The sequence below is a fragment of the Paratractidigestivibacter faecalis genome (assembly GCF_003416765.1).
Classification (GTDB): Bacteria; Actinomycetota; Coriobacteriia; order Coriobacteriales; family Atopobiaceae; genus Paratractidigestivibacter; species Paratractidigestivibacter faecalis.
Window position 1 is genome coordinate 138,673 of the sequence record NZ_QSNG01000001.1, and the last position, 24,249, is coordinate 162,921.

At 66.1% G+C, this 24,249-nt stretch carries 22 protein-coding genes; 14 read left to right on the plus strand and 8 right to left on the minus strand.

The annotated features are described in order from the left end of the window. The first annotated feature begins 260 nt into the window (after positions 1–260). Both DXV50_RS00560 and DXV50_RS00565 read left to right on the plus strand, forming a co-directional pair. Positions 261–1,313 (plus strand): hypothetical protein, encoded by a 1,053-nt coding sequence (locus DXV50_RS00560; RefSeq protein ID WP_117204299.1) that lies wholly within the window; start codon positions 261–263, stop codon positions 1,311–1,313. Positions 1,314–1,427: 114 nt separating this feature from the next. Next, on the plus strand, positions 1,428–2,090 hold the full coding sequence (locus tag DXV50_RS00565; protein ID WP_232817405.1) for a copper homeostasis protein CutC: 663 nt from the start codon (positions 1,428–1,430) through the stop codon (positions 2,088–2,090). Here the strand turns inward: DXV50_RS00565 and DXV50_RS00570 are convergent. The 4 genes from DXV50_RS00570 to DXV50_RS00585 all read right to left on the minus strand — a co-directional run bounded on the left by DXV50_RS00570 (position 2,087) and on the right by DXV50_RS00585 (position 7,167). Next, positions 2,087–3,802: a DUF3825 domain-containing protein gene (locus DXV50_RS00570; RefSeq protein WP_117204300.1), complete on the minus strand. Its 1,716-nt coding sequence runs from the start codon at positions 3,800–3,802 to the stop codon at positions 2,087–2,089. The genes DXV50_RS00565 and DXV50_RS00570 overlap by 4 nt on opposite strands. A gap of 140 nt (positions 3,803–3,942) precedes the next feature. Beyond that, positions 3,943–4,782, minus strand: a complete 840-nt coding sequence (trmB, locus tag DXV50_RS00575; RefSeq protein ID WP_117204301.1) for a tRNA (guanine(46)-N(7))-methyltransferase TrmB — start codon at positions 4,780–4,782, stop codon at positions 3,943–3,945. A gap of 37 nt (positions 4,783–4,819) precedes the next feature. Next, a complete protein-coding gene (gene yfbR / locus DXV50_RS00580; protein ID WP_269801584.1) occupies positions 4,820–5,500 on the minus strand; it encodes a 5'-deoxynucleotidase in 681 nt (226 codons plus the stop codon). Further along, positions 5,500–7,167 (minus strand): putative manganese-dependent inorganic diphosphatase, encoded by a 1,668-nt coding sequence (locus tag DXV50_RS00585; protein WP_117204302.1) that lies wholly within the window; start codon positions 7,165–7,167, stop codon positions 5,500–5,502. Before DXV50_RS00585 ends, yfbR begins: the two co-directional genes overlap by 1 nt. A 275-nt stretch (positions 7,168–7,442) precedes the next feature. On the opposite strand from DXV50_RS00585, the gene DXV50_RS00590 reads away from it, so the two are divergent. From DXV50_RS00590 to DXV50_RS00625, 8 genes are all read left to right on the plus strand, one after another. Next, positions 7,443–8,276 carry a transketolase gene (locus DXV50_RS00590; RefSeq protein WP_117204303.1) on the plus strand — a complete coding sequence of 278 codons (834 nt, stop codon included), beginning with the start codon at positions 7,443–7,445 and terminating at the stop codon, positions 8,274–8,276. Between the two features lies 1 nt (position 8,277). Then, positions 8,278–9,222, plus strand: coding sequence for a transketolase family protein (locus tag DXV50_RS00595; RefSeq protein ID WP_117204304.1), 945 nt, complete (start codon positions 8,278–8,280; stop codon positions 9,220–9,222). Between the two features lie 154 nt (positions 9,223–9,376). Continuing rightward, the gene (gene ettA / locus DXV50_RS00600; RefSeq protein ID WP_117204305.1) at positions 9,377–11,056 is read left to right on the plus strand and encodes an energy-dependent translational throttle protein EttA; all 1,680 of its coding nucleotides are present in this window, start codon (positions 9,377–9,379) and stop codon (positions 11,054–11,056) included. 146 nt (positions 11,057–11,202) lie between these two features. Continuing rightward, positions 11,203–12,186 (plus strand): L-lactate dehydrogenase, encoded by a 984-nt coding sequence (locus DXV50_RS00605; protein WP_157966935.1) that lies wholly within the window; start codon positions 11,203–11,205, stop codon positions 12,184–12,186. A 160-nt stretch (positions 12,187–12,346) separates the two neighbouring features. After that, on the plus strand, positions 12,347–13,135 hold the full coding sequence (locus DXV50_RS00610; protein ID WP_117204307.1) for an ABC transporter ATP-binding protein: 789 nt from the start codon (positions 12,347–12,349) through the stop codon (positions 13,133–13,135). Position 13,136: 1 nt separating this feature from the next. Further along, complete coding sequence (locus DXV50_RS00615) at positions 13,137–14,864, plus strand: hypothetical protein (RefSeq protein ID WP_117204308.1); 1,728 nt, start codon at positions 13,137–13,139, stop codon at positions 14,862–14,864. A 54-nt stretch (positions 14,865–14,918) separates the two neighbouring features. Beyond that, on the plus strand, positions 14,919–15,941 hold the full coding sequence (locus tag DXV50_RS00620) for an asparaginase (RefSeq protein ID WP_117204309.1): 1,023 nt from the start codon (positions 14,919–14,921) through the stop codon (positions 15,939–15,941). A 196-nt stretch (positions 15,942–16,137) separates the two neighbouring features. Further along, positions 16,138–17,292, plus strand: a complete 1,155-nt coding sequence (locus DXV50_RS00625; RefSeq protein WP_117204310.1) for a helix-turn-helix transcriptional regulator — start codon at positions 16,138–16,140, stop codon at positions 17,290–17,292. Between the two features lie 7 nt (positions 17,293–17,299). On the opposite strand, the gene DXV50_RS00630 is transcribed toward DXV50_RS00625, so the two are convergent. Both DXV50_RS00630 and DXV50_RS00635 read right to left on the minus strand, forming a co-directional pair. Then, complete coding sequence (locus DXV50_RS00630) at positions 17,300–18,127, minus strand: Cof-type HAD-IIB family hydrolase (protein WP_157966936.1); 828 nt, start codon at positions 18,125–18,127, stop codon at positions 17,300–17,302. 110 nt (positions 18,128–18,237) lie between these two features. After that, a complete protein-coding gene (locus DXV50_RS00635) occupies positions 18,238–19,158 on the minus strand; it encodes a DMT family transporter (RefSeq protein WP_117204312.1) in 921 nt (306 codons plus the stop codon). A gap of 80 nt (positions 19,159–19,238) precedes the next feature. Between DXV50_RS00635 and DXV50_RS00640 the strand changes: the two genes are divergently transcribed. Further along, entirely contained in the window at positions 19,239–20,159 is a 921-nt protein-coding gene (locus tag DXV50_RS00640) for a LysR family transcriptional regulator (RefSeq protein WP_232817406.1), read from the plus strand. Positions 20,160–20,226: 67 nt separating this feature from the next. On the opposite strand, the gene DXV50_RS00645 is transcribed toward DXV50_RS00640, so the two are convergent. Further along, entirely contained in the window at positions 20,227–21,708 is a 1,482-nt protein-coding gene (locus DXV50_RS00645; RefSeq protein ID WP_117204314.1) for a DUF1846 domain-containing protein, read from the minus strand. 165 nt (positions 21,709–21,873) lie between these two features. Here DXV50_RS00645 and DXV50_RS00650 point away from each other — a divergent pair, with 165 nt between their 5' ends. Both DXV50_RS00650 and DXV50_RS00655 read left to right on the plus strand, forming a co-directional pair. Next, positions 21,874–22,548, plus strand: coding sequence for a DUF3990 domain-containing protein (locus tag DXV50_RS00650; protein ID WP_117204315.1), 675 nt, complete (start codon positions 21,874–21,876; stop codon positions 22,546–22,548). Further along, positions 22,529–23,188, plus strand: a complete 660-nt coding sequence (locus DXV50_RS00655; protein WP_117204316.1) for a helix-turn-helix domain-containing protein — start codon at positions 22,529–22,531, stop codon at positions 23,186–23,188. The genes DXV50_RS00650 and DXV50_RS00655 overlap by 20 nt, the downstream gene beginning before the upstream one ends. Before the next feature lie 8 nt (positions 23,189–23,196). On the opposite strand, the gene DXV50_RS00660 is transcribed toward DXV50_RS00655, so the two are convergent. Beyond that, positions 23,197–23,574: a hypothetical protein gene (locus tag DXV50_RS00660; RefSeq protein ID WP_117204317.1), complete on the minus strand. Its 378-nt coding sequence runs from the start codon at positions 23,572–23,574 to the stop codon at positions 23,197–23,199. Between the two features lie 126 nt (positions 23,575–23,700). Here DXV50_RS00660 and DXV50_RS00665 point away from each other — a divergent pair, with 126 nt between their 5' ends. Further along, the gene (locus DXV50_RS00665; protein ID WP_117204318.1) at positions 23,701–24,174 is read left to right on the plus strand and encodes a GNAT family N-acetyltransferase; all 474 of its coding nucleotides are present in this window, start codon (positions 23,701–23,703) and stop codon (positions 24,172–24,174) included. Positions 24,175–24,249: the final 75 nt, after the last annotated feature.

Genomic DNA, 24,249 nt, shown 5'->3' on the forward strand with positions numbered 1-24,249 from the left:
GCCTGAGCCAGACATAGCCTCCCAGACGCGGGACGGCGAGAAGTTCGCGCTTCTCGCCGCCCCGCGTTGCGTTTAACGGGTGGCTGGAGCGAGCGGTCGGATAAACTCCGTTACCCACGGACGTTTTGGGTGGGCAAACGTCCGTGGGCAACGGAGTTTGCCGCTGGGCGATTGGCGAGCGGCGGTTTGACTTTCACGGGGCTGAATAGGCGACAAACGGGGAACCATCCTCCTCACCGGACGCGGGGAGGCGATGGCACATGGGGCAAAAGGTTGATTTGAGGTTGGCGGCTCTGCTCGATGAGGCAGAGACAAGGACGTCTTGCCTTGTGCCGGCAAACGATGCCGACCGGAAGGCTCTGGACCGTCGTAAGCCGGCCGAGGTCATATGCCCTCGGCCGGGTCTCTATGCGAGAAGGGCAAAGTGGGAATTGCTGAAGCGACATCCCGACATCCGCGCGCTCATGGTGGTGAGGGGTCTGGCGACGCAGCATCCAGACTGGGTATTTGCGCACGTTTCCGCAGCGCTTGCCCATGGGCTGCAGGTTTCCGGCCGTTCGCTTGGAAAGATACATCTTGCAACCAGCCAAACAGCCCACACGGAAAGCTCGGGTCAGATTGTGCGGCACTGCGTCCCGAATGAGGAGCTTGCTGAGTGCGTGAGCGTGGGCGGTGTTCGCGTGACCTCGTTGCTGCGGACTGCCTTTGACTGCATGAGGTCGCTTCCCGCGGACGAGGCCCTCGTGGTGGCTGACTCGCTCTTGAGAAAGACCGGACGCACGGCTTGGTGGCTGGTCAGGACAATCAAGGACGCGTATTGCGGTTGGCGAGGCATTGGCCGTGCACTTGCGGTTGCAAGGTTCGCCGATGGCCGGAGCGAGAACGGCGGGGAGTCCATGGCCCGGGCGGCAATAATCAGGCAGGGGCTGGAGGTGCCGGTTCTGCAGCAGTGGTTCTTCGACCCTGTGGAGGGATTGGGGCGGCGCGTGGACTTTGCTTGGTACAACGAGGCCGGAGAGCTCGTTGCCATTGGCGAGCTGGACGGGGCATGTAAGCTTGAGGATGCGGACAAGGTCGGAAAGGGTGGCGCGACCGAGGTGCTCTCTGCGGAGAGAAGAAGGGAGTCTCGCCTGACCTTCTCCAAGGTGCCTGTCGTGCGCTTTACGTTTGCGGAGGCAACGAGAGACGGCTACCTGAGGCGTCTGCTTACGACTGCCGGGGTTCCCATGAGGGAGCCTGGAGCGGTGTGGGCACGCGTGAGGCGCATGGGAACCGAGGAGCGCCCGGTTATGGTCTACGACCGAGTGGCATAGGGTGTGGGGTGTTGCGGAGTCAAGCGAGCAAACTCCGTTGCTGACGGACGTTTTAGGTGGGCAAATGTCCGTGGACAACGGAGTTTGTAGGTCGGCTAAGTGATTGGAGGCGCTGTGGCTGGCGAGAAGGGCGTGGTTCTCCGGGAGTTCTGTGCGGAGAACCTGGAGAGGGTTCCGTCGGCGCTTGATGCGGGCGCGGGCAGGATCGAGCTGTGCGACAACCTTGCCGTGGGCGGGACGACGCCGAGCCTGGGCGTGATAGAGGCGGCGGTTGACCTGTGCCATGCGCGTGGGGCACGGGTGATGTGCATGATTCGCCCGCGAGGCGGCGGCTTTGAGTATTCGCCGGTGGAGGCAGAGATCATGGCTCGCGACCTGAGCTGCGCCGCCGAGGCAGGCGTCGACGGGGCGGTCTTTGGCTGCCTGCGGGACGGCGGGCTTGACCGCCCGCTGATGGGCAGACTCGTGGAACAGGCCCATGCCGCGGGACTTGAGGTGACCATGCACATGGCCTTTGACGAGCTGGATGCCGTTGCCCAGCGGGTGGCCATCGAGGAGCTGGCGGCCCTTGGCGTGGAGCGGGTGCTCACGCACGGCGGTTCGGCGGGCGTGCCCATCGAGAAGACTCTGCCGCACCTCAAGGAGATTGTGTCCTGGGCGGACGGCCGCTTTACCGTGCTTCCGGGTGGGGGCGTGACCTACAAAAACGCCGAGCTCGTGGCTGGCGAGCTCGGCGTAAGCGAGGTTCATGGAACGAGGGTCGTGCCCCTGGCCTAGCCAAGGCCCGCGGCGAGCCAGCCGGGCTGGTCGGAGCTGACGACGCGTGCGCAAGAATAGGCGTCCTCAAGCGAGACATGTCCTGTGACCTGCGCGGCATTGCCGGAAAGGTCAACCACGAGCGCGTCGCTCTTGCCGGGGAGAAGGACGCGGACCTCGTCCGCCACCGCGTCATAGGCCAGGGTCATCGTGCGGGGGTTTCTCGCCAGGCGCTGGGCCAGGCGGCGCAGGTCCATGCTGTTGGCGGCAAGGAGGGCGTCAATCACCGTCTGGACGGACGGGGCCTCGCCGTAGCTGGCCGCACGAGCGCAGGCGTTGGTGGAGAAGCACGCGAGCTCCCAGGCAATGTCTCCGTCGCGCGGCTCCAGGACGGCGCAGATGGGCTCGCCTTCGGGCGAGAGCAGGCCGGTGTCAAAGGCGGCGCTGGATCCGTCGTCCGTCACGGCAAGGCGGCCCTGCAGGCGCTCGCGATGGAATGCCATGGTGAGGAAGTCCTTGAGGACGTGCAGGTCAGTACCCCAGTTCTCGGCCTCGGCGGCGCCCGCCAGGTCGGCCAGGAGCCTGTTCCAGCTGCCAAGGACGGCGTAGCGGGCGAGCTCGTCCTCCGGACTGGTGGCTGCGGCGGCGTCCTCGTCCGAGGCAAAGGCGCGCCAGGCCCCCTCCACGCGGCGAGAAAGGCCCTCCAGGCCCACGGTCTCCGGGGCGTCGCCCGTGACCTCGGCGAGCGTCCAGTGCTTGCCCGCCTGCGGGCGGGCCGTGCGGCGTAGCGTCACCGTGACGGGGGAGCCGTCGGCGCGCTGGTAGCGCAGGGGGAAGGTCACGTTGCTGCGCGTGCCCTCCAGGGCGTGGGTGGAGCGGGCCAGGCGGAAGTCCTCCTCGAGCGTGGCCATGGGGTCAACGTCTGCGGGAAGCAGCTGGTAGAGGGTGCTGAGCTGCTCGTCAGGGCAGCGGACGTCGGCATAGAAGTCCTGGGGCAGGTCCGCGTGCGCGCGCTCGGGGCGTGCCGGCGCGGAGGCCGGTGCGGGGATGGGGGCTGCGGTCGAGACGGGCTCGGGCTCCGTGGCGGGCGCAGGCTCCGGCTCGGGGTCCGGGTCAAACGTGATGGTGAGCTTGATGGAGGGCTCGGGCGCGACGGGCGCGGGCTCTGGCTCCGGCTCTGCCTGGGGAACGGGCTCAGGGCCCGGCTCTGCCTCGGGCTCCGGCGCCACCTCGACCTCGATGGCGACCTCTGCCCCGGCGGTCTTCTCGACTACGGCCTCTGCCAGGGGCTCTTCCTCCGCAACCGCCACGGGCTCAGGCTCGGCCACCGGCTCGGGCTCAACCACGGGCTCGGGCGCCGCGGGCTTCTCCACGTGGCGGGGCTTTTGGGGCTTCACGGCCTTGGCGCCCTTGCGGTGCTTCCAGGGCTTGCCCTTGGAGGCGGCCTTCTCTGCGGCGGTGGGCTCGCCGGCGCGCTCGAGCATGCGGTCGAGCTCCTCGTTGCGCATGACGGTGACAAACACCTGGCCCTTCTTGAAGGCGGTGACCTTGACGAAGTCGGTCAGGGCCTCGCAGAGCGCGCGGACGTCGGCGCAGCCCAGGTCCTCGGGCCAGATGCCGTCGGCCTCCAGGACCTCCGCGACGCGAGCCATCGAGGTCTGCTTGCCCACGCCCAGCTCTCGGCCGAGCAGCCGGTACAGATACAAGGCGTTGCCTGCGGTTATCTTTGCCATGGTGAGCCTCTCTAAGAAAACGCGGCGGCACCGCCATGGGCACCGCCGCGCGACGTTTTGACCTTCTACCTTACTACCTGCGCGCCGTTTACCGGCTGCGCGCTCCCGAGCGGCGTGGTCCGGTCATTCAGAGGTCACTGCTAGCGGGTTATGCCGTGGCTCCAGTCCCCGCCGGTGCGGGCGGCGCGGTTGCGCAGGTTCTGGACCGTGGCCTGCATGCCGTGGGGCGCATAGCCGTCAAAGGCAGAGAGGTCCTGCGGAATGTAGCAGGCCAGGCTCATCTCGGCAGTCTGCCGTGGGTCCTTTGGCGCGGGCTCCCCGGGCGTGCCAAAGAGGGCGAAGACCTTGGCTCCCTGCGCGCCAAGCCGCAGCTCGTACTCGCTGGTGGGAAGCTCGGGGCGCTCCGCGCGGGCATCGTCGGAGCGCCAGGTCTGGCGATAGCCGGCAAGCTCCCACTGGGTGAGGACAAACTCGCGCAGCGGCAGGCTGTCGGTGCGCAGGCAGACCTCGGCGCCAGGCGCCAGCACGTGGCGGTAGTCCATCAGACGCTCCAGGTTGACCAGGCGCAGGTGGCTCTCGCGCTTGCGGGGGAAGGGCGTGGGAAAGTTGAGGTAGATGCACCCGAGCTCGCCCTCGGCAAACATCTCGCGGATGCGCATGCCCGTCCCGGGGACAAACACCACGTTGGGAAGGCCGCTCTCCACGGCGCGCTGCGCCGCGTAGGCAATGCAGACCGGCTCGGAGTCCATGCCAACAAACAGCACGTCAGGCTCCCTGCGGGCCGCCTCGACGGTGAAGGAGCCCTTGCCGCAGCCAAGGTCCAGGCGCACCTCGCGGAAGGGCGCGGCACCGGCGGGCGCGCAGGCGGCCGCCCACTGGCCCCTCCAGCGGTAGGGGTCGGGCTCAATGGCGTCCCGGTAGCGTTCCAGGCGCTCCTCAAGGACAAAGTGCTTGGGAAGGCGTGCGTGCATGCCGTGCATGGTTCTCCGTTTCTGGCGTGTGGTTGGCTGGGCGGTTCTATCCAAGAAGCTGGTCGAGGGTGGAGCCAAAGGAGGGCAGGAACTCCTCCACGAAGTCCGCCACCTCGGGAAGCTCGGCCGCCGCGGCCTCCACGGCCGCCCGGCAGGTGTCCTCGGCGCTGGCAAACTCCGCGTTTCCGCTGCGCCTCTCGTCCACGCACTTGATGAGGGCAGAGATCTTGTCCGCGGCCTTGACCAGGCGCCGCAGGTACGCCTCGTCCCCGTCCGCGACGGCCTCGCTGCCCCCATGCCCGTCACCAGCAAAGAAGTACGTCCCGTAGACGCCTCGCAGGTCCTCCGGCAGCGTTGCTAGAAGACGCGCCTCGGCTCCGGCCTCCACGGCCTTGTACGCCTCGTTGATGGCGGCGTCGTGGTACTTCACGGGCGTGGGCATGTCTCCGGTGATGATCTCGCTTGCGTCGTGGAAGAGGCCCAGGACGGCGGCGCGGTCCGCGTCCAGGTGCCGGCCGTGGCGGGCGTTGCCCAGGCTTGCTAGCACGTGGGCGATGAGCGCCACGTCAAGCGCGTGCTCCGAGAGGTTCTCGGGGCGGGAGCTCCTCATGAGGGCCCAGCGCTCGATGTACTTCATGCGGGAGAGTATGGCCAGGAAATGGGACTCGCGCGCCCCCGAGGCGGAGACGCGCGAGTCAGAGGCTGGCCTTTGCGGGCACTCGGACACTAGTCCTGCTCCTCCTGGATCTTCTGGAAGGTGGCCATGAGCGGCGGCACGATCTGCTTCTTGCGGCTCACGACGCCGGGCAGCACGGCCATGCCGTCCTTGACCTCCACGCCAAAGGCGCGGCGGATGACGTCCTCGGCGCCCTCGCCGTAGTAGAGGAACTCGGTGGTGGAGGACTTAACGTCGGTGAACATGTAGAACACCATGGGGAGCTCCTCGGCCGCGGCGGCCTCGGCCAGGTACGGCCCGACGAGCTTCTCGGCGGCCTTGCGGCTGTTCTCGGTCATGAAGCTGCCCTGACCCACGCCGAACTTGGCGTTGCCGCGGGAGAAGACCTTGAAGTCCTGGTGGAAGACCTCCTCGGCGGTGCGGCCCGTGAGGTCGGCGCCGGCCTCGAACATGGCGTCGGAGTAGGAGGGGATGTCCTCGCCGCAGATGCGGGCCAGGTCCTCGCCGGCCTTGATGTCAAGCGGGGTGCAGGTGGGGGAGCGGAAGGCCAGGGTGTCGGACATGATGGCGGAGAGCATCAGGCCGGCGATGTTGGCCGGGATCTCCACGTCGTTCTCCTGGTAGATCTGCCAGAGGATGGTGGAGGTGCAGCCCACGGGCATGTTGCGGAAGAGCGCGGGGGCAGCGGTCTCGATGGAGCCGATGCGGTGGTGGTCGATGATCTCCATGATCTCGGCCTGCTCCAGGCCCTCGACCGCCTGGCTGCGCTCGTTGTGGTCGACGAGGATGACGTGCTTCTTCTTGGCGGTCAGGAGGCTCGGGGTGCTCACGAGGCCCTTGTACTTGCCGTCCTCGTCGATGACGGGGAAGAAGCGGTGGCGGCTGGAGGCGATGGTCTTCTTGGCGTCGTCGACGGAGGTGTTGACGGAGAGCTTAACGATGCCGTCGCGATGCATCTTGGCGCTGACCGGGATGGACATGCAGATGAGGCGGGAGGCCGCGTAGGTGTCGTACGGCGTGGCGATGATGGCGCAGCCGTGACGCTTGGCGGAGGCCATGACCTGCGGCGAGACGTGCGCGCCGCAGCAGACCACGATGCAGGAGGCGTCGCACTCGACGGCAAACTGCTGGGTCTCGTAGCGGTTGGTCACCAGGACGAGGTCGCCCTTCTTGACGGTGTCCTCCATCATCTCGGGAGTGGTGCCCACGCGGACGCTGCCCTCGGTGACGGTGGCCTTCGGGTCGCCCAGCAGCATCTCGCCGTTGAGGGTGGAGACGATGTTGGCGTAGCTCGTGGCGGACTCGGCGATGACCTCGGTGTCAAAGATGTCGAGGTTGGCGTTGGCGATGTCCTTGACGGCGATAAGGCCGCCCAGGTTGTCCTGCTCGTCGGTGATGCAGAGGGTGTCGGTGCCGGTCTCGCGCATGCGGCTCCAGGCGGCAAACAGGCTCATGCCAGCCTCGATGCCGTCCTGCTTCTGGACCTCGCAGTCCTTGATCTGGGGCGTGACGGTGGTGATGAGCTCAGGCTCGGCAAAGCCAAAGTGCTTGAGCGCGAAGGCGGTCTCGCGGTTGACGGAGCCCGCGCGACGGGCCTCGTAGATGTCGGTGTTGCCGAGCTTGTTCTTCAGATAGGCGTAGGCGATCGCCGAGCAGATGCTGTCGGTGTCGGGGTTGAGGTGGCCAATGACGTTGACCTTGCGGATTGCCTCGGGCATTCGATGTCCTCCGTTGGACGTGCGGTTTGTACCTAACCCCGCATTGTGCCACGCGCGCGTGGGCAATTCCCAACGTGCAGGAAAACCCCAGACCTGCGCCCCTCGCTCGCTGCGCCGCCTGGGTAAAACGATTGAGTTTGATGGCCTGGAGAAGGGCCGGGTAAAAAACGTTACTCGCGGAGTCCGCGCCCGCCCGGTCAGGCATAATGACAGATTGGGCGAGAAGCTCTTCTCGCCGGAACGTGTGTGGGAAGAAAGGCAAGGAAAGGGGCAAGATGACTGACGACGAGCTTCGCCAGATTGCCAACGAGGTCCGCAAGGGCGTCCTGACAGGCGTCCACGCGGCAAAGTCGGGCCACCCCGGCGGCTCCCTCGGCGCGGCGGACATCATGACGTACCTGTACTTCGAGGAGATGAACGTCAACCCTGCGGACCCCCGCTGGGCGGACCGCGACCGCTTCGTGCTCTCCAAGGGCCACTGCGCCCCCGGCCTCTATGCGGTCCTGGCCGAGAAGGGCTTCTTTGCCAAGGAGGAGCTGGCCACGCTGCGCCACATCGGCAGCATCCTGCAGGGTCACCCCAACATGAACGACACCCCCGGCGTGGACATGTCCACCGGCTCTCTGGGCCAGGGCATCTCCGCCGCGGTGGGCATGGCGCTGGCCGCCCGCCAGTGGGGCCAGGACTACCGCACCTACGCCCTGCTGGGTGACGGCGAGAGCGAGGAGGGCCAGGTCTGGGAGGCGGCCATGTTCGCCGGCAACCAGAAGCTGGACAACCTCTGCGTCGTCGTCGACCACAACGGCCTGCAGATCGACGGCCCCGTCGACGAGGTCAACGACCCCATGCCCCTGGCCGACAAGTTCCGCGCCTTCAAGTTCCATGTGGTCGAGGTCGCCGACGGCAACGACATGGCCCAGCTGCGCGCGGCCTTTGCCGAGGCCCGCGCCACCAAGGGCGCGCCCACGGCCATCATTGCCGAGACGGTGAAGGGCAAGGGAGTCTCCTTCATGGAGAACCAGGTGGGTTGGCACGGCAAGGCCCCCAACGACGAGCAGTACGAGCGGGGCATGGCCGAGCTTGCCGCCAACGACGCGAAGGAGGCCTAGGATGGCAGACGTGAAGAAGGTCGCCACGCGCGCCAGCTACGGCGAGGCGCTCATCGAGCTGGCAGCCGAGCACGACGACTTTGTGGTCCTGGACGCGGACCTTGCCGCCGCCACCCAGACGGGCAAATTCAAGGCCGCCCACCCCGAGCGCTTCTTTGACGTTGGCATCGCCGAGGGCAACCTCATGGGCGTGGCCGCCGGCATTGCCACCACGGGCCACAAGGCCTTTGCCAGCACCTTTGCCATGTTCGCGGCCGGTCGTGCCTACGAGGTCGTGCGCAACTCCATCGGCTACCCGCACCTGCCGGTGAAGATCGGCGCCACCCACGCGGGCATCTCCGTTGGCGAGGACGGCGCCACCCACCAGTGCAACGAGGACATCGCCCTCATGCGCACCATCCCGGGCATGACCGTCATCGTCCCGTGCGACGACACCGAGGCCAAGGCTGCCGTGCGCGCCGCCTATGCCACCGACGGCCCCGTCTACATGCGCTTTGGCCGCCTGGCCGTCCCCGAGGTCAACGACCCCGAGGGCTTTGAGTTCCAGATTGGCAAGGGCATCCTCATGCGCGAGGGCGCCGACGTCACCATCGTGGCGTGCGGCCTCATGGTGCAGGCCGCCCTGGAGGCCGCCGAGGCCCTCGCGGCCAAGGGCGTCTCCGCCGAGGTCATCGACATGCACACCGTGAAGCCCCTGGACGAGGAGCTTCTGGTTGCCAGCGCCAAGAAGACCGGCCGCGTGGTCACCTGCGAGGAGCACTCCGTCATCGGCGGCCTGGGCAGCGCCGTGTGCGACGCCCTCGCCGAGAAGTGCCCGGTGCCCGTGCGCAAGGTGGGCGTGAACGACGTCTTTGGCGAGTCCGGTCCCGCCGTGGACCTTCTGGCCAAGTACGGCCTCGACGCCGCCGGCGTCGAGCGCCAGGTCCTGGACTTCCTGGGCAAGTAGAGTTGACAAAGGGACAGTCCCTTTGTCAACTTCGGGCGGGCCGGAGGTTGTGTGCCTTCGGCCCGCCCGCTCTTCTCGCCGGGCGTGTGACCTGCGGCTCGGGTAGACTTGTGGGGCTAACCACAAAGAGAGCCCAGAAGAAGGCGAGAAGACCATGGCTGAGTTCGTCTACCAGTTTTACAAGGCCCGCAAGGCTGTCCACGACAAGGTGATCCTGGACGACGTCACGGTGGGCGTATACCCGGGCGCCAAGATTGGCGTCGTGGGCCCCAACGGCGCCGGCAAGTCCACGCTGCTCAAGGTCATCGCCGGTCTTGAGGACATCTCCAACGGCGAGGCCCACCTCACCCCCGGCTACACCGTGGGCATCCTGCAGCAGGAGCCGCCCCTGGACGAGACCAAGACCGTCAAGGAGAACATCGAGCTGGCCTTTGGCGACATCATCGCCAAGGTGGAGCGCTTCAACAAGATTGGCGAGGAGATGGGCGAGCCCGACGCGGACTTTGACGCCCTCATGGCCGAGATGGGCCAGCTCCAGGACGAGATCGACGCCGCCAACGGCTGGGATCTGGACTCCCAGCTCTCCCAGGCCATGGACGCCCTGCAGTGCCCGGACCCCGACGAGCCGGTGACCCACCTCTCTGGCGGCGAGCGCCGTCGCGTGGCCCTCTGCAAGCTGCTGCTCGAGGCTCCCGACCTGCTGCTGCTTGACGAGCCCACCAACCACCTGGACGCCGAGTCCGTGCTGTGGCTGGAGCAGTTCCTGCACCGCTACCCGGGTGCCGTCATGGCCGTCACGCACGACCGCTACTTCCTGGATGACGTGGCCGAGTGGATCTGCGAGGTGGACCGCGGGCAGCTCTACCCCTACGAGGGCAACTACTCCACCTACCTCGAGAAGAAGGCCGCCCGCCTTGAGGCCCAGGGCCAGCAGGACGCCCGCCGCGCCAAGAAGATGAAGTCCGAGCTCGAGTGGGTGCGCTCCAGCCCCAAGGCCCGCCAGGCCAAGAGCAAGGCCCGCCTGGCCGCCTACGAGAAGATGGAGGCCGAGGCCCGCGCCTCCAAGAAGGTGGACTTCACCGACATCCAGATTCCCGTGGGCCCGCGCCTGGGCGCCAAGGTCCTGGTGGCCGAGCACCTCTGCAAGAGCTTCGGCGACCGCGTGCTCATCGACGACCTCTCCTTCGACCTGCCGCGCAACGGCATCGTGGGCGTCATCGGCCCCAACGGCGTGGGCAAGTCCACGCTGTTCAAGACCATCGTGGGCCTGGAGGAGGCCACCTCTGGCAACCTCGAGGTGGGCGAGTCCGTCAAGATCTCCTACGTGGACCAGATGCGCGCCGGCATCGACCCCGACAAGACCCTCTGGGAGGTCGTCTCTGACGGCAACGACTTCATCCAGGTGGGCGACCAGGAGATCCCCAGCCGCGCCTACGTGGCCGCCTTCGGCTTCAAGGGCAAGGACCAGCAGAAGCGCGCCGGCGTGCTCTCCGGCGGCGAGCGCAACCGCCTGAACCTGGCCCTCACGCTCAAGCAGGGCGGAAACCTGCTGCTGCTCGACGAGCCCACCAACGACCTGGACGTGGAGACCCTGGAGTCCCTGGAGGAGGCCCTGGAGAACTTCCCCGGCTGCTCCGTGGTCATCTCCCACGACCGCTGGTTCCTTGACCGCGTTGCCACCCACATCCTGGCCTGGGAGGGCGACGACCAGAACCCCGGCCGCTGGCACTGGTTTGAGGGCAACTTCGAGTCCTACCAGGCCGACCGCGAGCGCCGTCTGGGCGCCGAGGCCTCCAAGCCCCACCGCCTTCACCGAAAGCTTACGCGCGACTAGCGAAAACATCCGTCCGCAAGGCCCTGCGCCTGGCGAGAAGTTCCTACCATTGGACGGGCGTGCCCACAGCGGGCGCGCCCGTTTTTCTCGCCTGGGACGCGGCGCCGGCGGGTGGTCCGCCGGCTATGGATGACCGGAGGTTTGGCATGACCGAGAGCATGACCGAGAAGAAGATCAAGACCCGCAAGGCAGTCATCATCGGCGCGGGGCGCGTGGGCTCGCACAGCGCCCTGTGCCTCATGTTCCAGCACCTGGTAAACGAGATCGTCTTCCTGGACATCAACGAGGAGGCCGCCCGCGCGCAGGCGCTTGACCTGGAGGACCTGGCGTCCGGCTTGGGAGACTCCTTCAAGATCCGCGTGGGAGACTACTCCGACTGCGCCGACGCGCACTTTGTGATCCTCACCGCGGGCCGCAGCCGCCGCCCCGGCGAGACCCGCCTGCAGATGCTGGACGGCACCATCAAGGTGCTCGACGGCGTCATCGGGCCGCTCAGGGAGTCCGGCTTCCACGGCATCCTGATCAGCGTCTCCAACCCGGCCGACATCGTGGTGGAGTACCTCTACCGCAACCTCGGCCTGCCTCGTGGCCACGTCTTTGGCACCGGCACCTCGCTTGACTCCGCCCGCCTGCGCCGCACGCTCTCCGGCATCATCAACGTCAACAGCAAGCAGATCCAGGCCATCTGCATGGGCGAGCACGGAGACTCCTCGTTCATCCCCACCTCGCACATCTCGGTCCAGGGCATCCCGCTGCGCGAGTACCTGTCACTGCAGCACTCCAGCGTGCATGACATAGACTTCAACGACGTCATGACCAAGGTGCGCGAGAGCGGCAGCGCCATCGTGAGCGGCAAGGGCTGCACCGAGTTCGGCATTGCCTCCGTGGTGGCGGGCATCGTCCAGTCAGTGCTGCACAACGACCACGTGGTGGTGCCGCTCTCCGTCCACCTGGACGGCGAGTACGGCGAGTCCGGCATCTCCGTCGGCGTGCCCTGCGTGCTCTCCGACGCGGGCGTGGAGACCGTGCTCGAGATCGACCTCTCCTACGACGAGCGCCGCGCCATGCGCCACTCCTGCGACGTCATTCGCGACTACGTGGAGAAGGCCATGGGGCCCGCCGAGGGGTAGGGGACCGGCCAATAGACCCGTCTTTTTTGGCCGGGGGTGCCCTTTCTCGCTTGCGAGGGGGCACCCCCGGCCGCGCTTTGGTGGCGCGGCACAACGCCTGTCTGTCACCAGTGATGTAGATTTAAACGGTTCATACAGCTAAACGCGGTTAGGAGCCATCGTGATTCAAATCAATCACGTGTCAAAGTCCTATGACGGCGGAAAGAGCTTCTCGGTGAAGGACCTTTCGCTTGAGATCCGTGATGGAGAGATCTTCGGCCTTCTGGGGCCCAACGGAGCGGGCAAGTCCACCACGCTCAACATGCTCGCCGGCGTGCTCGCGCCCACCAAGGGCACAGTCACGGTCAACGGCATAGACGTCGCGGCCAACCCCATAGAGGCCAAGCGGAGCCTCTCCTTTGTCGGGGACTCGCCGGACCACCTGCTACGCCTGCGCGGCCGCGAGTACCTGCGCTTCATTGCGGACGTCTACGGCGTTCCCGAGGACGTGCGCGCCCCCAGGATCTCAAAGCTCGCCGAGGACTACGGCATGGCGGACAAGCTGGACGACAAGATCAGCTCCTACTCCCACGGCATGCGCCAGAAGATGATGGTCATGGGCGCGCTTCTGCCCAACCCCGACGTCTGGGTGCTCGACGAGCCCATGACCGGCCTTGACCCCAAGGCGGCCTGGCTCCTCAAGCAGTCCATGCGCGAGCACGCCAACGCAGGCAAGACCGTGCTCTTCTCCACGCACGTGCTTGACGTGGCCGAGAAGGTCGTGGACCGCGTGGGCATCATCGCCCACGGCGAGCTGCTGTTTGTTGGCACCGTCGACCAGATGCGCGAGCACTTCCGCAACAACGGCTCCCTGGAGGAGATGTTCCTGGAGCTCACGGGTGACAACTCGCCCCTGGCCAGCGCCGGCTCGGTTGCCGAGGCCGCCAGCGCGCCCGCGGAGGAGATGTAGCGTGGCCGGGTTTGACTGGGTCCAGTTCCGCGCCCTCTTCGGCGCCATCCGCAAGGGAGAGGAGCGCGCCGACAACGGCATGGGCAAGTCTGGCGGCACGAGTGGCACCTCCCGCATCGTGAGCCTGGTGTTCTCGTTTGGCATGATCGCGGCCATGCTGCTTGTCGGCGGCCTCAAGCTGGGCCAGATGGGCGCCTCCGTGCTGACGGCCTTCGAGCTGAGCGTGGTGACCCTGGTGGCGATCTCTCTCACCATGGGGTTCTACACGGCCGTGAGCTCGCTCTTCTTCAGTGGTGACATTGCCTTCTATCTGGCGCTTCCCGTGGGCGGGACCACCATTGTCTGGGCCAAGCTCGCAAACTACATGGCCGGCATGATGGCCGTCGACCTGGCGGTGCTGCCGCTCTCGCTGGGCGTCCTCGCCGGCAGGGGAGAAGGGCCTCTGGCCTGGGTCGTCGTGGTGCTGGCGTTTCTCCTCTGCTGCGTTGCCGTCAACGTGGCCCTGGTGCTGGTGGCCCTGCCCATCGTGCGCTTCTCCAAGCTGGTGGCCGACAAGGACCGCTTTGCCCGCGTCTTTGGCCTGGTGAGCACCGTATTTGCGCTGGCTATCGTCCTTGCGGCAACGCTGGGCGCCTATGACGGTGCGGGCAGCGTCGACGCTGCCGCGATGGCAAGTATGGTCGGGGGCATTGCCTCTGCACCAGTTGCCCGCGTGGCGTTCTGCCTTCTGTGCCCGCCCCTTGCCCTGGGCGGCCTGACCTTTGGCGCTGGCTCCGCGTCCCTGCTGGGGGTGCTGGGCATGGCGGCCCTCACCGCCTGCTACGTGGCGCTGCTGAGCGTGCTGTCTGGCCGCTGGTACTTTGACGCCGTCCGCGGCATGGCGGGCGGGTCGGTAACCTCAAGCCACGGCAGGTACGAGGCGGCGGAACTCGCCCAGGCGGTGGGCTCCAGGAGCCAGTTCAAGGCCTTCTTCTCCGTCGGCGTGGCCCAGCTGGTGAGGGTGCCTGCCTTCTTCAACCAGTTCGTGCTCACCATGTGGCTGCTCCCGGCCATCATGGCGTTCTCGGGCATGACCGGCGCCGTGGGCTCCTCGGAGGGCGCCTCCTTCGACGAGATCTGCGCCCTTGCGGCCACGATGACGCTCGACGGCACCTCTGGCTTTGCGCTGCTGTTTGTGACGGCGCTTCTCGCCTTCTTCTGCTGCCTGCTCTCGTACACGTTCATGCGCTCCGTGAGCATGGATGGGCGCGACTTCTTCCTCTTCAGGACCATGCCGTGCGACTTTGGCTCCTACCTCATGGCAAAGTTCGCCGCCCTGACGCTGGTGGGGCGCGGTCCCGTGGTGGTGCTGCTTTTGGTGGCGTTTCTGGTCCTGGGCCTGCCGCCGGTCACGATCCTTGCTATGCTGGCCTTCTTCGTTCTGGCCACGGCGACCTGTGACCTGCTCGCCCTTATCATCGGCGCGCGCAGGCCCAACCTGGGCTGGGCGAGCGAGTCCGAGCTCTCCAGCTCCGGCGAGGCGTTTGTCCTTCTGCTGCTGAGCCTCGTGCTCTCGCTGCTGGTCATGGCCCTGCCGCTCGCCTGTGCCATCGTGCCCCTTGTGCTGGGGCTTGATGCGGGGGCCCTCCCCATCCTGGGGGCACTCGTGCTGCTGGTAATCGAGTTCCTGGCCATCCGCGCCTACGCCTGCGGCCCCGCGACCAGGTGGCTTGCGACCATCGAGCCGTAGCGCCTGGCGGCGTAGAATGTGGGGGCGAGAAAACCGCAAGAGACGGGAGCCCACGTGAAGCGCGTCCTCATCATCGCCACTGGCGGAACCATTGCTTCCACCTCGGACGGGGACGGCGGCGGACTCACCCCCACGGCGTCCGGCCGCGAGCTCGCGGACAAGGTCCCCCTGCTCGACACCATCGCCGAACTGGACTTTGTTCAGCCCATGAACATCGACAGCACCAACATGCGCCCGCGCGACTGGCTCAAGATCCGCGACGTCATCGTGGAGGCCTACGACTGCTACGACGGCTTTGTGGTGCTGCACGGCACCGACACCATGGCCTACACCGCGGCGGCCCTCTCCTACCTCATCCAGGACAGCGAGAAGCCCATCGTGCTCACGGGCTCCCAGCAGCCCATGGCGAGCCCCTTCACGGACGCCAAGCTCAACCTTTACCAGTCCGTGCTGTACGCCGCCGACGGCGCCAGCCGCGACGTCAACGTGGTCTTCTCGGGCAAGGTCATCGCCGGCACGCGCGCCCACAAGCAGCGCACCATGAGCTTCAACGCGTTCAGCAGCATGAACTACCCCTCGCTGGCATACATCCGCAACAACCGCATCGTGCGCGCGGGCGAGGCGGCGGGCATCGCGGCGCCCGAGCGCACCGGGGCGGCCCCGCGCGTCTACGACGGCGTCGACGAGCGCGTCATTGTGCTGAAGCTCACGCCGGAGCTGCAGCCCAGCATCTTCGGCCTGCTCAAGCGCGACTACGACGCCGTCATCCTCGAGACCTTTGGCATCGGCGGCATCCCCTCCTATGGGGACGGCTCCTACGAGGACGCCATCCTTGACTGGGTGGGCTCCGGCCGCACGCTCGTGGTGACCACGCAGGTGCCCGAGGAGGGCCTTGACCTGGGCGTCTACGAGGTCGGCCGCGCCTATGCGGACAACCCCGGCATCCTCAAGGGAGACGACATGACCACCGAGGCGCTGGTTGCCAAGACCATGTGGGTCCTCGGCCAGACGCGCGACCCCCACAAGATTCGCGAGCTCTTCTACCGCGAGGTCAACCACGACCGCACGACGCTCTAGGGCGGGAGCAGAGAAGCAAGACGGCCCCGGGACGCGACGAGATGCGTCCCGGGGCCGTCTTGGCTTGGTGGCTTGGGGATGGCCGAAGGGCAGCTATTTTTGACCTGCGGCATGGTTCATAAGCTCTTGCTACATACCGGAGGACGGCGGCTGGATACACTTCAGGAAACGAGCCGACCCTGAGGGGAGGTATCAAGTGGGCAACCATTCGTTTCAGCGAGAATCCGAGGCGGTCGAGCGCGCATTTGACGAGGCATCGCTGACCGATCGCGAGAAGGACGCCGCTCGCTCCCTGCTCCAGGGAATGACCGCTCAGGAGGCTGCGGACATTATGGGGGTCAGTCCCTCGTCTGTCGGAAGCTATAGGAAGCGTGCGTATGAGAAGCTGGGGGTAGGCTCCGGTCGAGAGCTGGTCTCGCTGCACCGGGTCTGGCCAGTGGCCGAGGTCAATGCGGATGTGAACGAGAAGCTGAGGGTAAGGGGCCTCAACGAGACCCAAGCCAGCGTGTGCTCGCTCATTGCCGCGGGCAGGACAACTGCCGAGATAGCCTCAGAGCTTGGGATCGCTGCGGGGACAGTCAACTCTGCTAGAGCGTATGGCTACAAGCTTCTGGGCATCCACTCCAGAGAAGAGCTGGTCGAGCTCCTGAAGGGCCGTGGCGGGCGGGAGACGGAGCCTGCGACGGGGAGCTCTGGGAATCGGCCCTGGGCGATTCTCGCCGTAGTAGCCATTGTTCTTGTAGGGGCGATTGCTCTGCTGCAGGCGATGGCGCCATCTGCTTCAAACGGACCCGTCGGTTCTTTGGCTGCAGCTCGGGGGACTGATGCCACACCCTTTACCGCCAAGGCCGAGGATGGAACGATTCTCTTCGGAGTGAACGAAAACGGCCAGCGATTCGGACGTCGCGATTGGACGCTGGCGCATATGGGCGGCATTGCTGATTTGTATGCGGCCGAGGGGGAGAGCGGCGAATTGGGCTACGCATCCCCGGATGCGGAGCCGGGCTCTCCGCTCTACGACTTGGATGGCCAGACGGTGATTGGGACGTTTTCTCTGTTCGAATGGCAGGACAACGGGCTTGGCGCCAATAGAGCGGATCCGAATTCGGCCCCGTTTAGGGCGGTTGATTCCGAGGGGCACGTTCTGTTTGGCGTCAATGATGCTGGTCAGAGGTTTGGGAGCCGGGAATTTGCTGATCTGTATCTAGGTGGCAAGCTCGACCTTGAGGCCACGACGGCGTCAAACGGTGCCCATGGCTATGTGTACGTAGACGAGGTCGAGAAGAGCCCCGTGCTTACGGTGTACGCGGAAGATGGCGTGACCGAACTCGGCACCCTTGAGAGCGGGTAGGCCCAGGCTACCCCAGCAGGAAGCGGTGGATGGCCTCGGCACAGCCGTCGTGGTCGTTGTCGGCGACGGTGACGTCGGACGCGGCACGGGCGTTCTCGTTGGCGTTGCCCATGGCCACGCCCAGGCCGGCCGCGCGCAGCATGGGCAGGTCGTTGTCCGCGTCGCCCACGGCGATGGTCTCTTCGGCGGGAATTCCCAGCTGCGCCGCGAGCGCCAGAAGGCCGGTGCCCTTGGTCACGCTGGCGTGGGTGATCTCGATGCTGTGCCTCTCGCAGTACACGACGTTGACGTTCTCGCCGGCAAGGGAGGCGACGGCCACGTCGCGGTCCTCGTCGCAGGTGTAGTGAAGGTTCAGCTTCTGGATGCGGTGCGCCGGGTCGAGCGTGAAGGCCTCGGCCTCGGCCGCGGTGTCCAGCACCGTGCCCTGCTCGCGGTAGAGGGACTTGTAGACGCCCAGGCTGTAGCGCTCGCAGCGCTCCATCTCGGGGCGAGAGACGACGAACTCCCCGTCGCAGGTGGTCTCGATGAGCATGTCGCGCCCGTGGCTGGCCGCCATGACCTTCTGGAGGGCCGTTGCGGGGACCTCGGTGGTCTCCAGGGTCTTGGCCTCAAAGAGGTCCACGATGGCCGCTCCCGCGCTGCAGATGGCGTAGCGCACGTGGGGGATGGCGGCGCGGTACATGAGCACCATTCGGGGGCAGCGTCCGGAGGCTATGGCCACGTCCTTGCCGGATGCGAGCGCCTCGTCTATGGCCGCGACGGAGGAAGGCAGGACGTCCTTCTTGGAGTCGAGCAGCGTTCCGTCCATGTCAAAGGCAATGAGCTGGTAGGCCAAGATCTTCTCCCCTGGTGTTGCGCACGGCTTGTCCAACGGCTCCCAAGCATAGGGCATGGCGCGAAGTCCGTCAGGCGAGAAGAGCGCAAAGCGCGAAGCTCGGGCGTTGCCTATGCGGTGGCCATGCGGTGGCTGGCGGCGCGCAGGCGGAGCTTTTCGCCAAGCTCTGAGTAGATGGCGCCGCCGAGGATGAGGGCCGCGCCCAGCACGTTTGCCGGGGTCATGGCCTCGCCCAGCAGCAGGGCGGAGAGCACGACGGCAGAGAGCGGCTCGAGGTACCCGCAGACGGCCACGCGCGTCACGGGCAGCTCTCCCATGGACGAGAAGTACATGTAGCAGCCAAGGCCCGTGTTGACCAGGCCGATGCAGAGGGCGGCGGGCACGTTGAGGTGGGCGAGCATCGCGGCACTCGGTAGCTCGATGGAGCCGGTGGCTGCAGAGAAGCCCAGGTAGACGGCAACGGCAGCAAGGCTTCCGCAAAGCTGGATGGCGGAGCACTCCACGCCGCCTATCTGGGTGACCTTCTTGCTGAAGATGACCATGACGGCGTACATGACCGCGCTCATGGCGCCCAGGAAGAGGCCCCAGGGGCTCACGCCCTCGCCCAGGCCCTGGCCCACCACGAGGAAGGCGCCAACGGTCACGGCCGCAAAGCCCAGGACCTTCTGCGCGGTGAGGCGCGTCTTGAAGAGCACGGGGGAGAGCACCATTACAATGACGGGGCCGCAGTAGAAGAGCAGCGACGCCACGCCCACGCCCACGTAGCGGTAGGCCTCAAAGAGGAAGAGCCACGCCACGCCGAGAGCTGCGCCAGAGACGGCCAGGTAGAGGGCCTGCCTGGGGTGCTTGGGCGTCTGCAGGTTGGTGCGGGCGGAGCGGGAGAGCGCGACCAGGGCCACCAGCAGGGCGGCGCCCAGGCTCACGCGGGCAAGCACGATGAAGAGGCTCGGCAGGTCGATCATGGAGGCAACGATGCCGTTTGACCCAAAGAGGATGAGGGAGGCCAGGTACTTCTGGGTTGCCTTTGACATGCTCTGAATGCCGCTTTCTCACAGGTAGTGCCATACGTTGCCGCTCAACTATGGCATGCTGCTTTCTGCGAGAAAAGCGAATGTTTGGCATACTAGCCATGAGAAACACGCATGGCAAAAACGGGAGGGTCCAGGCGATGGAGACGGGCATCCAGAAGCTGCGCGCGCTCGTGGAGACGGTGCGCTGCGGAAGCATCTCGGGGGCGGCGCGCGAGCTCGACTACAGCCAGTCCGGCGTCAGCCGCATGATTGCGGACCTGGAGCGCGAGTGGGGCGTCACGCTGCTCGAGCGCGGGCGCCGCGGCGTGCGGCTCACGGCGGACGCCAAGCTCATCATGCCCTTCGTGGAGGCGCTCTGCGAGGACGAGCGACGCCTGGCCGAGCGCGTGCGCGAGGTCGTGGGCATGGAGACGGGCTCGCTCGTCATCGGGACCTTCTCGAGCGTGGCCACCCACGTGCTGCCGGACGCCATCGGGCGCTTCCAGGCCAGGCACCCCGGCATTGAGTACGAGCTCAGGATGGGTGACTACTCGGAGATCGAGTCCTGGGTGGCCGAGGGCCTGGTGGACTTTGGATTTCTGCCGTACCCGCCGCAGGAGCCGCGGGAGGGCCTCGCGCGCGAGGTGGTGCTGGAGGACGAGCTCATGGCCGTGGTGCCGCGGGGCCACAGGCTTGCCGCGCGCAAGAGCATCGCCCTGGCAGACCTCTGCGAGGAGCCCTTCATCCTGCTCGAGCGGGGCAGCGACAACGAGATAAGCCCCCTCTTCGAGTGCGCGGGCCTTTCCCCGCAGGCGCGCTTCTCCACGTGGGACGACTACGCCATCATGAGCATGGTCGAGAGCGGCCTGGGCCTCTCCATCCTGCCGGGGCTCATCCTCACGCGCTGCCCCTACGCCATCGAGAAGCGCCCGCTCGAGCCCGCCGTGCACCGCGAGCTTGCGGCCGTCTACCGCCCCGGCCTCCTGAGCTCCGCCGCCCGCGCGTTTCTCGACTGCCTATGAGAAAAAGGGACAGTCCCTTTTTCTCATTCGGGACTGCCCCTTTGGCGTGGTTGGTTGTGTTGGTGGTCTATGCGTGGAAGAGCGTGCTGCGCTCGAACTTGGGCTCGCAGCAGACGTTGATGCCCAGGCGGCGAAGGACCTGCTCGTCATCGGCGGAGATGATGACCGAGAAGAACGCGTCGCAGCCGCGCAGCTGCTCCAGGCCTGCCAGCACGCAGGCGGCCACGTCGCTGGTGGCGGAGGTGATGGAGAGCGCCATGAGGGTCTCGTCCGGGTGCAAGCGCGGGTTCTTGCTGCCCAGGAAGTGCGTCTTCAGGCGGCTGATGGGCTCGATGGCGGAGTCGCTGATGACCTCGAGCTCCATATCCACGCCGGTGACGTGCTTGAGGGCGTTCATGAGCAGGGAGCTGGCGGCGCCCAGGCGAGCGCTCGTCTTGCCGGTGACCACGGAGCCGTCGGGCATGACCATGGCGCCCACGGGCGCTCCGGTGACCTGCTCGCGCGTGAGCGCGGCGCTCCTTGCCGGCGAGAAGTTCTTGTCCACGCCGGCCTTCTTCATGATGATTTCCAGGCGCTGGACCTGCTCGGAGCCCATGCCGGTGCGCTTGACGGCCACGCAGGCCTGGAAGTAGCGGCGCACGATCTCCATCTTGGAGGCCTCGCGGCAGGCATCGTCGTCGGTGATGGCGAAGCCCACCATGTTGACGCCCATGTCGGTGGGGCTCTGGTAGGGGCTCTGGCCCAAGATCTTCTCCATGAGGGCGCGCACCACGGGGAAGGCCTCCACGTCGCGGTTGTAGTTGACGGTGGTCTTGCCGTAGGCGTCCAGGTGGAAGGGGTCGATGATGTTGGCGTCGTCGAGGTCTGCCGTGGCGGCCTCGTAGGCGACGTTCACGGGGTGGGTGAGTGGCAGGTTCCAGACGGGGAAGGTCTCGAACTTGGCGTAGCCGGCCTCCACGCCGCGCTTGTGCTCGTGGTAGATCTGCGAGAGGCAGGTGGCAAGCTTGCCGGAGCCGGGGCCGGGGGCCGTAACCACCACGAGCGGACGGGTGGTCTCCACGTACTCGTTCTTGCCGTAGCCCTCGTCGGAGACGATGAGGTCCACGTCGTGGGGGTAGCCCTCGATGGGGTAGTGCAGGCGACACTGGATGCCCAGGCCCGCCAGGCGGTGGCGGAAGGCGTCGGCCGCGGGCTGGCCGGCGTACTGGGTGATGACCACGGCTGCCACGGCCATGCCGTTGCCGCGGAAGAGGTCCACCAGGCGCAGGACGTCCTCATCGTAGGTGATGCCGAGGTCTCCGCGGGACTTGTTCTTCTCGATGTGGTTGGCGTTGATGGCGATGATGACCTCGACGTCGTCTGCGATGCTCTTGAGCATGCGGAACTTGGAGTCGGGCTCAAAGCCGGGAAGGACGCGGGAGGCGTGGTAGTCGTCAAAGAGCTTGCCGCCAAACTCCAGATAGAGCTTGCCGCCAAACTGTCCGACGCGCTCGCGGATATGCTCCGCCTGCAGCTCGATGTACTTGTCGTTGTCAAAGCCTGTGCGCATGGTTGCCCCCTGGTAGTGCCGAGCGTCTGGAAAGCAACAGTCTAGCAGGCAGGGGCGAGGCGGACGGTGGCGATGGGGCTTCGCAATCTCGCTCTCTTCCTGACGCTGCTGTGAAGCCAGTTCGCTAAACTATCGCCACAACGATAGTTTAGATTGGAGAATGAAATGGTTGAGCTCTACCACGGATCGCAGCGGGTGATCGAGCGTCCCGTTTTGGGCGCGGGCAATCCGCACAACGACTTTGGTCCGGGCTTTTATTGCACCAAGAGCTGCGATATGGCATGCGAGTGGGCCTGCACGGCAGACTCTGACGGATACGCCAATCGCTACCAGCTAGACGAGGATGGGCTAACCATATTCGACCTCTCATCGGATGAATACCACATTCTCAATTGGCTTGCGATCCTGCTGCAGAACCGCATCTTCAAGGTCGATGGTGACCTTGCGGCCGACGCCTGCGACTACGTCCTGAATCGTTACCTTCCACCCTATGAGTCGTTTGACGTCATTGTTGGCTATCGTGCGGATGACTCGTACTTCTCCTTTGCCTCGGCGTTTCTCAACGGGGCTATCTCTGTTGAGACGCTTGGCCGCGCCATGCGCCTGGGTGGTCTAGGCCGTCAGACGGTCCTTCGAAGCCAACGGGCCTTTGAGGCGCTCAGCTTTATGGGCGTCGTCTCGGCGGATTGTGAGACCTGGTATCCCAGAAAGAGCGCGAGGGACCGCAGGGCGCGGGCGGAGTTCCAGTCAATGAGAAGGGTGGGGTCTTCTCGCCAGGGTCACTTTGCGCTGGACATGCTGAGAGAGGAGTGGGGCGACGATGCCGCATGGCTACGATGAGTCCTACCTTGAGGACTTCCGCTGCAACATGGGCAACATGTTCGAGTACGTCGCCCTTGACTGCGCGGTCGACCTCGATATCTTCTTTCGCGCGCTACTGACGAGTGGCGTGGCGCGTCGTATAGAGTCGGGCGACCCACGCTATCTGGCAGGGCTCTCGGGCTTCGAGTTGGCGGGTATGGTGCTCTCCTCCTCGGGGCTTCACGCCGGTGAGCTGCCTAGGCCGAGCTTGAGAGAGGGGCGCTCGCCGGAGTATTGGTGCGGATGGGCCATGGCCTACTACCAGTGGCTTCGAGGGGAGCGCTTCTGCGATCTGGAGCGTGCCGGCCTTGTTCCGAGCGCAGTGCTGGGCATGTACCTTCTTCACGAGGCGCCGGAGGAGAAGTTTGTTGAGGCTTTTGATGCGTTTCTTTCTAAGGCGCGGATGGGGCGCCTAACGAGGCTCCAGGCAATCAGGCGCGGTCGGGGGCTAACGCAGAAGCAGCTCTCCGAGGCATCTGGCGTGAGTCTCCGCATGATTCAACTGTACGAGCAGCGGCGGAATGACATCATGCGGGCGGAGTTTGCGACGGTCAGAAACCTCGCGCGCACCCTGGGCTGCGCCGTTGATGAGCTTGCCGAGCCGCCCGTCTACGAGTAGGGCCGTCCCTACGCTGCGGCGACGAGCAGCAGGTCGAGAATGACGCCCAGCAGGAAGAAGGCCACACTGCCCGCGAGCAGCGCCCAGGGCCAGCTGATTCCCCGCGCGCGCTCAAAGGCAGAGAGGGTCTCGTCCTTCTTGAAGCCAATGCGCTGGTCACGCGGGGCGTCGCCGGCAAAGAAGAGGCCGGCTCCGCTCACCACCACGCAGACGCCGCCAATGACGTAGAGGACGCGGCGGGCCCAGTCCAGGCCCAGGCGAGCGTCAAAGCCGCCGGTCAGAAAGGCGAAGAGGAAGGTGAGGATGGCTAGGCCCAGCGCTGCCGCGCCGCCGTAGAGGACGGCCTTCCCGAGGGCTCCCGCCGCGCGCCTTGTCTTCTCCTGCATGGGTCCTCCCCGCCGTTGGCCTTGCGCGGGCGTGGGCCTGCGCGGATTAAAACAATCTACCCGTTTGGCGCCCGCTAAGTCGCCGGGGCGTACCATACGCACGTCAAACCAGGCGAAGGGAGTGCCGTGTCAGTTGAGATCAGGCGAGCGGGTGCCCGGGACGTTGCCGGAGTCCACGAGCTGCTGAGCCAGGTGCTGGAGGTGCATGCGGCGGGTCGTCCGGACCTCTTCCGCACGGGCACGCGCAAGTACACCGACGATGAGCTGCTGGGCATCTTTGCCAATGACGAGACCCCGGTCTTTGTGGCCGTTGAGGGCCCCGAGGTCCTGGGACACGCGTTCTGCGTCCTTGAGGACCACACGGCAGAGAACAACTGGCAGGACGTCAAGACCCTCTACATCGACGACATCTGCGTCAGCGAGAAGAGCCGCGGCCGGCACGTGGGTACGGCCCTCTACCAGCATGCCATTGACTACGCGCGCAGCCTTGGCTGCCACGACGTGACGCTCAACGTCTGGAGCTGCAACCCTGGCGCCAAGGCCTTCTACGAGGCCATGGGCATGACGCCGTACAAGGTTGGCATGGAGCAGCTGCTCTAGGGCCTGCGCCTGCCGCCTTTGCGAGCGCGGCCACGGCTGAAAACTCGTTCAAACAACCTTCCGACTTGTTGGAAC